The organism is Vibrio sp. OPT20 (assembly GCF_963889365.1).
Taxonomy (GTDB): domain Bacteria; phylum Pseudomonadota; class Gammaproteobacteria; order Enterobacterales; family Vibrionaceae; genus Vibrio; species Vibrio splendidus.
This window is the reverse complement of record NZ_CAWPOA010000093.1, coordinates 1-14,972: the sequence shown is the minus strand read 5'-3', so window position 1 is coordinate 14,972 and position 14,972 is coordinate 1. Positions and strand designations below refer to the sequence as shown.

Below are 14,972 nucleotides of genomic sequence, written 5' to 3'. Positions count from 1 at the left end.
TCTTAGTAAACGCCTTCGAGCTGCTGCCTTCAACCATGTAAGTTGCCAGTGTCCAAGGGCTACCAGAGAAACCAATCAATGGCACTTCGCCTTTCAGATCTTTACGGATCTGACGAACAGCATTCATTACGTATTGAAGCTCTCCTTCTGGATCAGGTAGGCCAATCTTCTCTACGTCAGCTTTACATGTGATAGGACGTTCAAACTTAGGACCTTCACCAGTTTCAAAGTACAAGCCTAAGCCCATTGCATCAGGGATAGTTAGGATGTCAGAGAACAAGATTGCCGCATCAAGCGGGAAACGACGTAAAGGTTGAAGTGTTACTTCTGATGCCAGTTCAGCGTTTTTGCACAAAGACATGAAATCGCCCGCTTCAGCGCGCGTTGCTTTGTACTCTGGAAGATAGCGGCCAGCTTGGCGCATCATCCATACTGGTGTGTAATCAACAGGCTGTTTTAAAAGTGCGCGTAAATAGCGATCGTTTTTTAATTCGGTCATTCCGTTAAATTCCAATTCAATCTTGTCTAGTTTTGATGGCAAGTATTCTAACACTGATTGAAGGGTAAAAGCTGTGTGCTTTGCAACCTAGATCAAGTTATTAACTTTTAAATCAATGCTTAGTTTGCACCCAATTACGGGAGCATGTTAAAAATTTGTTCGCTAGCGAAAATTACAATTATAACATCTGAGTAGTCACTACTCAGCATCTCATAACGACATCTTACTTACCCCCTCCACTTGTGGAGGGTTTTTTTTAGCTTTTGACCACCTATAGGCCAAATACTATCATAGGTAAATTAGTACTCTATCGTCTGCTCCGTCACACCATCTTTCATCACGTCACCCACAGTTTTATCAATCAACTGTCTCGCAATGGTTCCTTCTGGTGCAACATCAGGCAGGCTTGTTACATCAAACCATTGGGCATCCGACAATTCACTGTAATCTGGTTTAAGCGTTCCACCAGCATAGTCAGCCAGAAAGGCCATCATCATACTCGACGGAAACGCCCATGGCTGGCTGCCAAAGTAACGGATATTACTGACATCGATGCCTGTCTCTTCTTTGACTTCTCTTGCCACACACCGCTCTAAGGTTTCCCCAACCTCTAGGAAGCCCGCTATCACGGTATACATACCTGTTTTATGTCTTGGGTGCTGTGCAAGCAATATCTTGTTGTCGTTACGTACAGCGACAATGATGCATGGGAAGATGCGAGGATAATGAAGTGTTCGGCAGTCTCCGCATTGCATCGCCACCTGATTATGGTTGAGGTGATTTCGACCGCCACACTGAGGACAAAAACGCATACTTTGCGTCATGTGCCCATACTGGATGGCTTTGCTTGCTGTCAGAAAACTCGATTCAGGCCAGTGCAATAACTCACGTAGGTTCATCATGGTCAGCTCACTCTCAACATCACAGTCGTTGATCCAATACACCTTACGACCTTGATGCTGACCAATACAGATTGCATGCTCGACGCTCAGCCCTAGCTCTTCAGCTGAGCCATAAGGAAACTGATCATTATTAACCCAAATATCACTACCTGAAACGACGCACCAATAAGCTTGCTCTGTCATTTTGTTATCACTTTTTTTTAACATCCCTATGCCTCATTGCTTGCAGTTCGTTCATTTTACTGGCAATCTAATTTCATACTAGAGTTGTAGCAGAGAATAATTCAAACTATTACTTTTAGTAGATACCAATAAATGGACCCTGCTTAGGCAATTACTTGATCACAAGGTTGTGATCAGATCATGAGGACATGGTCATGCTAAATAAATTCAAACAAATACAAGAACAATGGGGTGGCTCTAATGAGGTCATCGATCATTGGCTCGAAACTCGACAGTCTCTAATCGTTGAGTATTGTAAGCTTGCCGCTCTACAGCCTTCATCGTCGAAAGCAACTGCAATCACCGAACTGCCTTCTCCAGAAGAACTCCAAAAATTCAGCCAACATCTTGTTGATTACATCTCCGAAGGTCATTTCAAAATCTATGACATGGTGATGGACAAATGGCAGTCTACTGGCTTCAAAGCAACAGACGAAATCAACCAGTCTTATGGTCATATCGTCCTTACCACGGACCCTCTGCTCAACTTCACCGACAAGTACGCCGCCATTGAAGCTAGTGATACATTAGAAATCTTTGATAGTGAACTGTCACTCGTAGGTGAGATTCTTGAGGCTAGGTTTGCGGTTGAAGACCAACTGATACAACAAATTGCCGACAGCCTAGCGGTTCCACCAGGAGCTTAATGGCTTAACATCTTCTAAGCTTGCCTCTGTGCAAGCTTTTTGTTTTGTCTGTAGCGTTACACCCAACTCTTCTACCAGAGCCTATTGGTTCGTCCCTACCCTGATGTTTTGCGATAACCCGACGTAACACTTCTCACCGGTTTCATCCTCAGCGCCTCCCTGTAAACACGCAAGCTGCCTTCGAGAAAGTACTATCGACTAAGTCCACCAGCCAAGCAATCGACAAGCAATCATACCTACCAACTTCTAATCTATAAGCCTCTCGTTAAACACCTATACGCCAGATACAAAAAAGGCACCCGAAGGTGCCTTTTCTTATCTCTTAGAGACTACTCGTAGAGCTTACTCTTCTGAAGAGAAACCAGCGTTTAGAAGTGCTGCTAGATTGTCAGTAGCTTGTTCAGCTGAAGGACCTTCTTGCTCTTCTTCACGTTGCTTTTGACGCTCTTGGTGGTATGCGAAACCAGTACCAGCTGGGATCAGACGACCAACAATTACGTTCTCTTTCAGACCGCGAAGGTCATCACGCTTACCAGAAACCGCAGCTTCTGTTAGTACGCGAGTCGTTTCTTGGAACGATGCCGCTGAGATGAATGACTCAGTTGCAAGAGATGCTTTAGTAATACCTAGTAGATCACGTTCGAAACGTACTAGTTCTTTACCTTCAGCTTCTAGCTTACGGTTAGCAATCTTAACATTGTGGTACTCAACTTGTTCGCCAGGTAGGAACGGAGAGTCACCAGAATGAGTGATTGTACACTTACGTAGCATTTGACGAACGATAGTCTCAATGTGCTTATCGTTAATCTTTACGCCTTGTAAGCGGTAAACTTCTTGAACTTCGTTCGCGATGTACTGAGTTACTGCGTGGATACCACGTAGACGCAGGATATCGTGTGGAGTTTCAGGACCGTCGGCGATTACATCACCACGTTCAATCTTCTCACCTTCGAACACGTTCAATTGACGATGCTTAGGAATCATCTCTTCGTAAGCGTCACCGCCTTCACGAGTGATTACTAGACGACGCTTACCTTTCGTTTCTTTACCGAAAGACACAGTACCTGTGTGTTCAGCAAGGATCGCAGGCTCTTTAGGCTTACGAGCTTCGAATAGGTCAGCTACGCGTGGTAGACCACCGGTGATATCTTTGTTTCCGCTCGATTTTTGAGGGATACGAGATAGTGTGTCACCAATGCCAACTTCAGCGCCATCTTCGATGTTTACAATCGCTTTGCCAGGTAGGAAGTAGTGAGCTGGCATATCAGTACCAGGGATCATTACGTCGTTACCTTGCTCATCAACAAGTTTGATAGCTGGACGCATATCTTTACCTGCTGCTGGGCGAGCTGCTGCGTCTGTAACTTCACTTGAAGAAAGACCCGTTAGATCGTCAGTGTTACGAGAAACTGTAATACCATCGATCATATCTACGAATTGGATACGACCTGCCACTTCAGTGATGATTGGCATGGTATGCGCTTCCCAGTTAGCTACAACTTCACCAGCAGTAACTGCTGCGTTGTCGCCTTTGGTTAGCATCGAACCGTAAGGAAGTTTGTGCTTCTCTTTAGTACGGCCGAACTCATCAATAATCGTCATCTCAGATGCACGAGAAGTGATAACCAGTTTCTTATCTTTGTTAGTTACGAACTTAGCATTGTGAAGCTTCACTGTACCAGTTGTCTTAGCTTGGATGCTGTTCTCTGCTGCTGCAGTAGATGCCGCACCACCGATGTGGAACGTACGCATCGTTAGCTGTGTACCCGGTTCACCGATAGATTGTGCAGCGATAACACCAACTGCTTCACCTTGGTTCACTAGGTGACCACGTGCTAGGTCACGACCGTAACACTGTGCACAACAACCGAAGTCTGCATCACAGGTAACAACAGAGCGCACTTTCATGCTATCTACTGAGTTGTCTTCCATGATTTGACACCACTTCTCATCAATCAGAGTATTACGTGGAATCAGTACATCTTCAGTACCAGGCTTAAGAACATCTTCAGCAACAACACGACCAAGAGCAAGCTCAGAAAGTGCAACTTTAACGTCACCACCTTCGATGTGAGGCATCATGTCGATACCTTCATGCGTGCCACAGTCATGTTCGTGTACTACAACGTCTTGAGCAACGTCTACTAGACGACGAGTTAGGTAACCCGAGTTTGCTGTTTTCAGTGCTGTATCCGCAAGACCCTTACGAGCACCGTGCGTTGAGATAAAGTACTGAAGGACGTTTAGACCTTCTTTAAAGTTCGCAGTGATCGGCGTTTCGATGATTGAACCATCTGGACGCGCCATCAGACCACGCATACCTGCTAGCTGACGAATCTGAGCTGCAGAACCACGTGCGCCCGAGTCGGCCATCATGTAGATGCTGTTGAACGATTCTTGCTGTTCTTCTTCGCCGTCACGGTTAATAACTGTTTCAGAAGATAGGTTATCCATCATTGCTTTCGCAACGCGGTCATTCGTAGATGCCCAGATATCGATAACTTTGTTGTAACGCTCACCCGCAGTAACAAGACCAGATTGGAATTGCTCTTGGATTTCGCGAACTTCTTCTTCAGCAGATTCAATCTCGTCGTATTTCGCTTGAGGAACAACCATATCGTTGATACCTACAGAAACACCAGAAAGAGCCGCGTATGCGAAACCTGCGTACATGATTTGGTCAGCAAATACTACTGTATCTTTTAGACCAAGCTTACGGTAACACTCGTTAAGAAGAGTAGAGATCTGCTTCTTACCTAACTTTTGGTTAACGATGCTGTACGGAAGGCCTTTAGGAACGATCTGCCATAGCATTGCACGACCTACAGTCGTATCTACTAGACCAGTATTCGTTGTGCTATTGCCGTCTTCGTCTACTACTGTTTCAGTGATACGTACTTTAACGCGAGCATGTAGCTCAGCAGTCTTAGTACGGTATGCCTTTTCAGCCTCAGCAGGGCCAGCAAGGTACATACCTTCACCTTTCACGTTGATCTTGTCACGTGTCATGTAGTAAAGACCCAATACAACGTCCTGAGAAGGTACGATGATCGGATCACCTGATGCTGGCGACAGAATGTTATTCGTCGACATCATTAGGGTACGAGCTTCAAGCTGTGCTTCTAGAGTTAGAGGCACGTGTACAGCCATTTGGTCACCATCGAAGTCGGCGTTGTATGCCGCACACACTAGTGGGTGAAGCTGAATCGCTTTACCTTCGATTAGTACTGGTTCAAACGCTTGGATACCTAGACGGTGAAGTGTAGGTGCACGGTTAAGCAGTACTGGGTGTTCACGGATAACTTCGTCTAGGATATCCCAAACGATCGCTTCTTCGCGCTCTACCATTTTCTTAGCAGCTTTGATTGTCGTAGCCATGCCACGAGTCTCTAGCTTGCTGTAGATGAACGGCTTAAATAGCTCAAGTGCCATCTTCTTAGGAAGACCACACTGATGTAGACGAAGGTATGGACCTACTGTGATTACAGAACGGCCAGAGTAGTCTACACGTTTACCTAGAAGGTTCTGACGGAAACGACCTTGTTTACCCTTGATCATATCAGCAAGAGATTTCAGAGGACGCTTGTTAGAACCCGTGATCGCACGACCGCGACGACCGTTATCTAGAAGGGCATCAACAGACTCTTGCAACATACGCTTTTCGTTACGTACGATGATGTCTGGAGCCGCTAGCTCTAGAAGACGCTTCAAACGGTTGTTACGGTTGATCACACGACGATAAAGGTCGTTCAGATCTGAAGTCGCAAAACGACCGCCATCTAGAGGTACTAGAGGACGAAGATCTGGCGGTAGCACTGGAAGTACAGTTAGGATCATCCACTCAGGCTTGTTGCCTGACGAGATGAACGCTTCAACTAGCTTCAAACGCTTAGTAACTTTCTTACGCTTAGTTTCAGAGTTAGTTGTTTCCAACTCTTCGCGCATTTCTTCCACTTCTTGATGAAGGTCCATTGTTGAAAGCAGATCTTTGATCGCTTCAGCACCCATCTTAGCAGTGAATTCGTCACCCCACTCTTCTAGACGATCCAGATACTCTTCTTCAGTAAGCATCTGAGATTTTTCTAGATCAGTCATACCCGGTTCAGTTACTACGTACATTTCGAAGTAAAGAACACGTTCGATATCACGCAGAGGGATATCCATTAGTAGACCGATACGAGACGGTAGTGATTTTAGGAACCAGATGTGAGCAACTGGTGAAGCAAGCTCGATGTGGCCCATACGGTCACGACGAACTTTAGTTTGTGTAACTTCAACGCCACACTTCTCACAGATAACACCACGGTGCTTCAGGCGCTTGTATTTGCCACAAAGACATTCGTAGTCTTTAACTGGACCAAAAATACGTGCACAGAACAGACCATCACGTTCAGGTTTGAACGTACGATAGTTAATTGTTTCTGGCTTTTTAACTTCACCAAAAGACCACGAACGGATCGTGTCTGGTGAAGATAGACCGATTTTGATTGCATCAAATTCTTCGGTCTTATGCTGTGCTTTTAGAAAGTTTAATAAGTCTTTCACGTTCAGCTCCTGTAAGGAGTTAAAGGAGCTCACCGACTAAAGTGAGCCCCCTTTACCAAGTAATCCAATCTTCTTTATAAAAAGAGGGATTACTCTTCGTCTTCTAGCTCGATGTTGATACCTAGCGAGCGAATCTCTTTCAACAGTACGTTGAACGACTCTGGCATGCCAGGTTCCATGCTATGGTTGCCATCTACGATGTTCTTATACATCTTAGTACGGCCGTTAACGTCATCCGACTTAACTGTTAGCATTTCTTGTAGAGTATATGCAGCACCGTATGCTTCTAGTGCCCATACTTCCATCTCACCGAAACGCTGACCACCGAACTGAGCTTTACCACCAAGTGGTTGCTGAGTTACTAGGCTGTAAGAACCAGTTGAACGAGCATGCATCTTGTCATCAACCAAGTGGTTCAGTTTCAGCATGTACATGTAACCAACAGTTACAGGACGCTCAAACGAATCACCAGTACGACCATCAAACAGTTTAAGCTGACCAGATTCTGGCAGATCACCCAGTTTAAGTAGTTCTTTGATTAGAGACTCAGAAGCACCGTCGAACACAGGAGTAGCAATCGGTAGGCCGCCACGTAGGTTCTTAATCAGTGTACGAACTTGATCATCAGACAGTTCAGCAATATCAACTTTCTGACGAGTATCACCAAGATCATAAACCTTCTGTAGGAACTCACGGAACTTATGCAGTTCTTGTTGTTCCTTAACCATTTGGTTGATCTTGTCACCGATACCTTTCGCAGCCAAACCTAAGTGAACTTCTAGGATCTGACCGATGTTCATACGCGATGGTACACCTAGCGGGTTAAGTACGATGTCTACAGGCTGACCTTTCTCATCGTATGGCATGTCTTCAACAGGGTTAATCTTAGAGATTACACCTTTGTTACCGTGACGACCGGCCATCTTATCACCAGGCTGGATACGACGTTTAACCGCTAGGTAAACTTTAACAATCTTAAGAACGCCAGGCGCTAGATCATCACCTTGAGTGATTTTACGACGCTTAGTTTCAAACTTCTTATCGAAGTCTGCTTTTAGCTCATCCCACTGCTCAGCAAGTTGCTCAAGCTGTGTTTGTAGCGCATCGTCTTCTAGAACTTGCTCTAGCCATTGCTTACGACCGATAGTATCAAGCTTAGCTTCAGAGTAACCACCAGACAGAAGTACAGCTTTAACACGGTTAAGAAGGCCACCCTCAAGAATTTGGAACTCTTCAGTTAGATCTTTCTTAGCTTCTTTAAGCTGCATCTGTTCGATTTCAAGTGCACGTTTGTCTTTCTCTACGCCATCGCGAGTGAAGACTTGTACATCGATGATAGTACCCGAAACAGAGTTTGGTACACGTAGAGAAGTATCTTTAACATCAGATGCTTTCTCACCGAAGATAGCACGTAGTAGCTTCTCTTCAGGAGTCAGTTGAGTTTCACCTTTAGGGGTTACTTTACCAACTAGGATGTCGCCACCCTTAACTTCAGCACCAATGTAAACGATACCTGACTCGTCTAGTTTAGACAGAGCAGACTCACCTACGTTTGGAATATCAGCTGTGATTTCTTCAGAACCCAGCTTAGTATCACGAGCCACACAAGATAGTTCTTGAATGTGGATTGTCGTGAAACGGTCTTCTTGAACTACGCGCTCAGATACTAAGATCGAGTCTTCGAAGTTGTAACCGTTCCAAGGCATGAATGCGATACGCATGTTTTGGCCAAGAGCAAGTTCACCAAGGTCAGTTGAAGGACCATCAGCAAGAACATCACCGCGTGCAACTGGTTCACCAGGAAGTACAGTTGGACGTTGGTTAATACATGTGTTTTGGTTCGAACGCGTGTACTTAGTTAGGTTGTAGATATCGATACCAGCTTCGCCAGGTACCAATTCATCTTCGTTAACCTTAACTACGATACGAGAAGCGTCTACAGACTGAACTTGACCACCACGTTTAGCAACCGCTGTAACACCAGAGTCAACTGCGATGTTACGTTCAATACCAGTACCGACTAGAGGCTTATCAGCTCTAAGTGTTGGTACCGCTTGACGTTGCATGTTGGCACCCATCAATGCACGGTTCGCATCATCGTGTTCTAGGAACGGGATAAGCGAAGCAGCGATAGATACTACTTGGTTTGTCGCAACGTCCATGTAGTCAACGTGCTCGCGTGGGTGAAGACCAGATTCACCTTTTTGACGAGCTGTGATTAGCTCATCTGCAAACGTACCTTCTTCTGTAAGAATAGTGTTTGCTTGCGCGATTACGAATTGACCTTCCTGGATTGCAGACAGGTAATCAACTTCTTCTGTTACTACACCATCTACTACACGACGGTACGGAGTTTCTAGGAAACCGTAATCGTTACAACGTGCAAACGCAGATAGGGAGTTAATTAGACCGATGTTTGGACCTTCAGGCGTTTCGATCGGACATAGACGACCGTAGTGAGTTACGTGAACGTCACGTACTTCGAAGCCTGCGCGCTCACGAGTAAGACCACCAGGACCTAAAGCAGAGATACGACGTTTGTGCGTAACTTCTGACAATGGGTTGTTTTGGTCCATAAACTGTGAAAGCTGTGAAGAGCCAAAGAATTCTTTAACTGCAGCAGAGATCGGCTTAGCGTTGATAAGATCTTGAGGCATGATTGCATCAAGGTCACCAAGGCTTAGGCGCTCTTTAACGGCACGTTCTACACGAACTAGACCAACACGGAATTGGTTTTCTGCCATTTCACCTACAGAACGGATACGACGGTTGCCAAGGTGGTCGATATCGTCCACTTCACCAATACCGTTACGGATGCCGATCAATTTCTTCATCACTTCAATGATGTCTGATTCATCCAGAGTACCGCGCTCTTCTTCTTCTTCACGCTCGATAGAGCTGTTGAATTTCATACGGCCTACAGTTGATAGGTCGTAACGATCTTCAGAGAAGAATAGGCTTTCGAACAATGATTCTGCAGCTTCTTTCGTTGGTGGCTCGCCAGGGCGCATCATGCGGTAGATTTCTACCAATGCAGAGATGCGATCTACTGTGCTATCCGCACGTAGAGTGTCTGACATGAATGGACCATGGTCTAGGTCATTCGTGAACAGCACTTCTAGAGTCTTGTGACCTGCTTGAGACAGGTTAGCAAGTGCTTCTAGGCTAATCTCTTGGTTTGCGCCAACGATGATCTCGCCAGTTGCTTCGTTGATGTAATCTTTCGCAGCAATCTTTTCAACGATGTACTCTACTGGTACTTCGATGTGCTCAACGCCATCTTTTTCAAGTTGACGGATATGGCGAGCAGTAACACGACGACCAGTCTCAACGTAAGTTTTACCGTTTGATTCGATGTCGAATGACGCAGTTTCACCACGTAGACGATCAGGAACCAACTCCATAAGTAGAGTTTGGTCTTTAACTTCGAAGTTCACCTTGTCGAAGAACAGATCTAGGATCTCTTCAGTCGATTTACCAAGTGCACGAAGAATAATCGATGCTGGTAGCTTACGACGACGGTCGATACGTACGAATAAGTTATCCTTAGGATCGAACTCAAAGTCTAACCATGAGCCACGGTAAGGAATTACACGTGCGTTATAAAGAACTTTACCTGATGAGTGGGTCTTACCCTTATCACTGTCGAAGAACACGCCTGGGCTTCGGTGCAGCTGGGATACGATAACCCTCTCGGTACCATTAATTACGAAAGTACCATTGTCTGTCATAAGCGGAATTTCGCCCATGTAGACTTCTTGTTCTTTAATGTCTTTTACAGTGCCTGCTGGTGCGTCTCGATCAAAGATAACTAGACGTAGTTTTACGCGTAGTGGCTTTGAGTAAGTTACACCGCGGATTTGACATTCTTTAACGTCAAAAACTGGCTCACCAAGACGGTAGCTAACGTATTGCAGCTCAGAATTGCCGTTGTAGCTCTGAATTGGAAATACAGAACGGAAAGCAGCTTCAAGACCGTATTGACCTTCTGGATCCTGTTCGATGAATTTATCGAAAGAATCAAGCTGGATCGATAACAGGTATGGAATGTCCAAAACTTGTGGACGAGTACCAAAATCCTTACGGATGCGCTTTTTCTCGGTATAAGAGTAAACCATGGGGTTCCTCAGCTCGCTGATAAGTGACCCAAACCACCCAAAACACTCTTCAGAGGGGGCGGTGACAAACAGCTGTTTACTGTAGTTGAACAATCATTTCGAAAAAATGACTGTTTTTTTGCTCGGATTATGACGGTTAAACAGCGGGAAATTCGTCATAGCCCTACAGCGCAAAAAGGCCGGTGGTTAATAAACCACCAGCCAATAGCCTTGCGGCTAGGAAATTAAGTAATAATTACTTGATTTCAACAGAAGCGCCAACTTCTTCTAGCTGTGCTTTAAGAGCTTCAGCTTCAGCTTTGTCAACGCCTTCTTTAAGCGCTGCAGGAGCTGAGTCTACAAGACCTTTAGCTTCTTTAAGACCTAGGCCAGTTGCGCCACGTACAGCTTTGATAACTTGTACTTTGTTTGCGCCAGCGCCAGTAAGGATAACGTCGAATTCAGTTTGCTCAGCAGCAGCTTCAGCAGAAGCACCACCAGCTACAACTGCAGCAGCAGCAGTAACACCGAATTTTTCTTCCATAGCTTCGATAAGCTCAACAACTTGCATTACAGACATTTCTGCAACTGCGTCTAGGATTTGCTCGTTAGTAATAGACATAACAATTCTCTTTTAAGTCAACAATAAGTTTAAATAGCAACCAGTGAAAAGCAAGGCTTATGCCGCAGCTTCTTCTTTTTGGTCGCGAACAGCAGCGATAGTACGAACCAGCTTGCCAGCAGAAGCTTCTTTCATGCACATCATTAGGCGTGCGATAGCTTCGTCGTAAGTTGGTAGTGTCGCTAGTACATCAGCATCAGTAACTGCGCCTTCAAATGCAGCAGCTTTGATCTCGAATGTTTTGTTCTCTTTAGCGAAGTCTTTGAAAAGACGCGCTGCAGCACCAGGGTGCTCGTTAGAGAACGCAAGTAGGCTAGGACCAGTAAATGTGTCTTGTAGACACTCATACTCAGTACCTTCTACTGCACGGCGTGCTAGTGTGTTACGAACAACTCTCATGTAAACACCCGCTTCGCGAGCTTGTTTACGTAGAGAAGTCATCGCGCCAACAGTAACGCCACGAGAGTCAGCTACAACTGCAGAAAGTGCACCACTGGCTGCTTCGTTGACTTCAGCAACAATTGCTTTTTTGTCTTGAAGATTTAAAGCCATTTGGATTAACCTCTGGTTGTGATTACAGCACTCAATATAAAATACATTGAGCGTTTACGATGTTATTCAAAAATGAATAAATTCATTTCAAACGACAACATCGCCTACGTAGGTTTTATTAAGCTTCACCTTAAAAAGGTTCAGCGCCTACGGTCTTGGGATAGACAGTTATGAATTGCTTCAAAAACCACCCAACCACAAATATTAGGCGCAGAAGTATATACTAAATCTGCGCCAAAGCAAATTAGTTTGCTTGAGTATCAAGACTAGCTTGATCAACAGTAACACCAGCACCCATCGTAGTAGAGATGCTTACTTTCTTCAGGAAAGTACCTTTCGCTGAAGAAGGCTTAGCTTTCTTAAGAGCAACTAGAAGTGCTTCTAGGTTCTCTTGAAGCTGGTTAGCTTCGAAAGATGCTTTGCCGATAGTAGTGTGGATGATACCGTTCTTGTCGTTACGGTAACGAACCTGACCAGCTTTAGCGTTCTTAACCGCTTCAGCAACGTTAGGAGTTACAGTACCAACTTTAGGGTTTGGCATTAGACCGCGTGGACCTAGGATTGTACCTAGTTGACCAACAACGCGCATTGCATCAGGAGAAGCAACAACAACGTCAAAGTCCATTACGCCTTTTTTCACTTGCTCAGCAAGATCTTCCATACCAACGATATCTGCGCCAGCTGCTTTAGCTGCTTCTGCGTTTGCACCTTGAGTGAACACAGCAACGCGGATTTCACGGCCAGTACCGTGAGGTAGCACAGTTGCGCCACGTACGTTTTGGTCAGATTTACGAGCATCGATGCCTAGGTTAACAGCAACATCTACAGACTCAACGAATTTAGCAGTCGCTAGTTCTTTAAGAAGAGCAACAGCTTCGTTGATTTCGTATTCTTTAGTTACTTCAACTTTGTCGCGGATTACGCGCATACGCTTAGTAAGTTTTGCCATGATCTTATCCCTCTACCACTAGGCCCATTGAACGAGCAGTACCAGCAATAGAACGCTTCATTGCTTCGATGTCAGCACCAGTCATATCAGCAGCTTTAGTTTCTGCGATTTCCTGAACTTGAGCGTCAGTTACAGTACCAACTTTCTCAGTGTTTGGACGACCTGAACCAGACTTAACGCCAGCAGCTTTCTTAAGAAGAACAGCAGCAGGTGGAGTCTTAGTTACGAACGTGAAAGAACGGTCGTTGTAAACAGTAATTACTACTGGAGTAGGTAGACCTTTCTCAACAGATTCTGTTTTTGCGTTGAACGCTTTACAGAATTCCATGATGTTCACGCCGTGTTGACCTAGAGCAGGACCAACCGGTGGACTTGGGTTTGCCATACCAGCTGCAACTTGCAGTTTGATATAAGCTTCAACTTTCTTAGCCATGATATTTCCTAATTTTTGGGTACATGCGCTAGCCCTAAGGCAAGCTCCCCTTAATTTCAATTAACTCTTTCTTACTTCGATAGAAGCAAAAAGGCGCGAAATTATAATCATAATTCGCGCCTTTAACAACCCTAAAAAGGTGGTTTTTTATACTCTTTTATTTTGAACAACTTATGAAGCATTTATCCACAGCTTGTTCAAAAGTTAGAGTTTTAGTCTAGCTTTTCAACTTGACCAAATTCAAGCTCAACCGGTGTTGCACGACCAAAGATCGATACAGATACCTTAATGCGGCTTTTCTCGTAATCTACTTCTTCAACTGTACCGTTGAAATCAGCAAACGGACCATCGTTCACACGAACCACTTCACCCGCTTCGAACATTGTCTTAGGACGTGGAGACTCGCTCGCTTTCTCTAGACGGTTCAAGATAGCATCAGCTTCTTTGTCAGTGATTGGTGCAGGACGATCAGAGGTACCACCAATGAAGCCCATAACACGAGGGATACTGCGCACTAAGTGCCATGATTCATCATTCATGATCATTTGCACTAATACGTAGCCAGGGAAGAACTTACGTTCGCTTTTACGGCGTTGACCTGCACGCATTTCCACTACTTCTTCAGTAGGTACTAAAACGTCACCAAAGAACTCTTCCATGTCGTGCATTTTAATATGTTCGCGTAGCGATTGAGATACACGACCTTCATAGCCAGAAAAGGCTTGAACTACATACCAACGTTTTTTTGGAGCTTCACTCATGAATCAGAACCCTCTACACCCCAGTCGCTAGAGAAACTAAACGGACCATAATGCCGTCAATTCCCCAAAGCACTAGAGACATAACAATACATACAGCTAAAACGATCAATGTAGTTTGCATAGTTTCTTGGCGAGTAGGCCAAACAACTTTACGAATCTCCATACGAGATTCTTTTGCAAAATCGATCGCAGCTTTACCTTTAACTGTTGTTGCTGCAACGCCTAGTGCGGCAGCAATCAGCACAACTACACCTGCAGCGCGAATTACAACAGACAATTCACCATACAGGTAATTACCCACAACAGCAGCAGCCAACAGTACAAAAGCGACTACCCACTTCATTGTATCTGCTGCACCTGAGCTATCAGGAGTTTCAGCGTTTGCTTTCATAAAACCAACCTGTGATAAGTCTTAAATATAGACGACAATAACCCCGCTGTTGCAGGGCACATTCCTTTGCGTTGCAAAACAACACATCTAACAGTCATTTTAGTCAAAAAGACCGTTTAATTCTTTGCTAAGAGCTAAAATTGATGCCAAAACATCCAACTCTTTTTTCAGCGAAGAAAAAGGGCATCAAATGATGCCCTTTTTACTAGTGGTTCGTCAAATCTTATGCAAAGATTTTAGCTACAACACCAGCACCAACTGTACGGCCACCTTCGCGGATTGCGAAACGTAGACCTTCGTCCATTGCGATTGGAGCGATTAGCTCAACAGTCATTTGAACGTTGTCACCTGG

11 protein-coding genes and 1 pseudogene are annotated in these 14,972 nt (G+C 44.9%); 1 reads left to right on the top strand and 11 read right to left on the bottom strand.

The annotated features are described in order from the left end of the window. On the bottom strand, positions 1–499 hold a 499-nt coding region (locus AACR09_RS19470; protein ID WP_322621705.1), incomplete at its 3' end, for a uroporphyrinogen decarboxylase family protein. Positions 500–798: 299 nt separating this feature from the next. Further along, positions 799–1,608, bottom strand: coding sequence for an NAD(+) diphosphatase (gene nudC, locus AACR09_RS19465; RefSeq protein WP_193834484.1), 810 nt, complete (start codon positions 1,606–1,608; stop codon positions 799–801). Between the two features lie 164 nt (positions 1,609–1,772). Between nudC and rsd the strand changes: the two genes are divergently transcribed. Next, entirely contained in the window at positions 1,773–2,270 is a 498-nt protein-coding gene (gene rsd / locus AACR09_RS19460) for a sigma D regulator (RefSeq protein ID WP_193834483.1), read from the top strand. Between the two features lie 342 nt (positions 2,271–2,612). Here the strand turns inward: rsd and rpoC are convergent, their stop codons facing one another. The 9 genes and pseudogenes from rpoC to tuf all read right to left on the bottom strand — a co-directional run. Then, positions 2,613–6,815 (bottom strand): DNA-directed RNA polymerase subunit beta', encoded by a 4,203-nt coding sequence (gene rpoC / locus AACR09_RS19455; RefSeq protein ID WP_004729767.1) that lies wholly within the window; start codon positions 6,813–6,815, stop codon positions 2,613–2,615. Positions 6,816–6,904: 89 nt separating this feature from the next. After that, positions 6,905–10,933: a DNA-directed RNA polymerase subunit beta gene (gene rpoB / locus AACR09_RS19450; protein ID WP_029222057.1), complete on the bottom strand. Its 4,029-nt coding sequence runs from the start codon at positions 10,931–10,933 to the stop codon at positions 6,905–6,907. A gap of 235 nt (positions 10,934–11,168) precedes the next feature. Then, positions 11,169–11,534, bottom strand: a complete 366-nt coding sequence (gene rplL / locus AACR09_RS19445; RefSeq protein WP_004729770.1) for a 50S ribosomal protein L7/L12 — start codon at positions 11,532–11,534, stop codon at positions 11,169–11,171. Between the two features lie 57 nt (positions 11,535–11,591). After that, positions 11,592–12,086, bottom strand: a complete 495-nt coding sequence (gene rplJ, locus AACR09_RS19440) for a 50S ribosomal protein L10 (RefSeq protein WP_017077558.1) — start codon at positions 12,084–12,086, stop codon at positions 11,592–11,594. Positions 12,087–12,330: 244 nt separating this feature from the next. Continuing rightward, positions 12,331–13,035 carry a 50S ribosomal protein L1 gene (gene rplA / locus AACR09_RS19435; protein ID WP_017077557.1) on the bottom strand — a complete coding sequence of 235 codons (705 nt, stop codon included), beginning with the start codon at positions 13,033–13,035 and terminating at the stop codon, positions 12,331–12,333. Between the two features lie 4 nt (positions 13,036–13,039). After that, positions 13,040–13,468 carry a 50S ribosomal protein L11 gene (rplK, locus tag AACR09_RS19430; RefSeq protein ID WP_010435555.1) on the bottom strand — a complete coding sequence of 143 codons (429 nt, stop codon included), beginning with the start codon at positions 13,466–13,468 and terminating at the stop codon, positions 13,040–13,042. A 212-nt stretch (positions 13,469–13,680) separates the two neighbouring features. Beyond that, positions 13,681–14,229, bottom strand: a complete 549-nt coding sequence (nusG, locus tag AACR09_RS19425; protein WP_012605006.1) for a transcription termination/antitermination protein NusG — start codon at positions 14,227–14,229, stop codon at positions 13,681–13,683. A gap of 13 nt (positions 14,230–14,242) precedes the next feature. Further along, positions 14,243–14,620 (bottom strand): preprotein translocase subunit SecE, encoded by a 378-nt coding sequence (gene secE, locus AACR09_RS19420; protein WP_017073785.1) that lies wholly within the window; start codon positions 14,618–14,620, stop codon positions 14,243–14,245. Positions 14,621–14,843: 223 nt separating this feature from the next. After that, positions 14,844–14,972 (bottom strand): annotated as a pseudogene (gene tuf, locus AACR09_RS19415) (elongation factor Tu); the annotation flags it as partial.

Excerpts from the sequence above, each read along its gene's own strand:
- rplJ (WP_017077558.1), bottom strand. The coding sequence starts at position 12,086 with ATGGCTTTAAATCTTCAAGACAAAAAAGCAATTGTTGCTGAAGTCAAC.
- rplK (WP_010435555.1), bottom strand. The coding sequence starts at position 13,468 with ATGGCTAAGAAAGTTGAAGCTTATATCAAACTGCAAGTTGCAGCTGGT.
- rplA (WP_017077557.1), bottom strand. The coding sequence starts at position 13,035 with ATGGCAAAACTTACTAAGCGTATGCGCGTAATCCGCGACAAAGTTGAA.
- rpoB (WP_029222057.1), bottom strand. The coding sequence starts at position 10,933 with ATGGTTTACTCTTATACCGAGAAAAAGCGCATCCGTAAGGATTTTGGT.
- secE (WP_017073785.1), bottom strand. The coding sequence starts at position 14,620 with ATGAAAGCAAACGCTGAAACTCCTGATAGCTCAGGTGCAGCAGATACA.
- nusG (WP_012605006.1), bottom strand. The coding sequence starts at position 14,229 with ATGAGTGAAGCTCCAAAAAAACGTTGGTATGTAGTTCAAGCCTTTTCT.
- rplL (WP_004729770.1), bottom strand. The coding sequence starts at position 11,534 with ATGTCTATTACTAACGAGCAAATCCTAGACGCAGTTGCAGAAATGTCT.
- rsd (WP_193834483.1), top strand. The coding sequence starts at position 1,773 with ATGGTCATGCTAAATAAATTCAAACAAATACAAGAACAATGGGGTGGC.
- nudC (WP_193834484.1), bottom strand. The coding sequence starts at position 1,608 with ATGTTAAAAAAAAGTGATAACAAAATGACAGAGCAAGCTTATTGGTGC.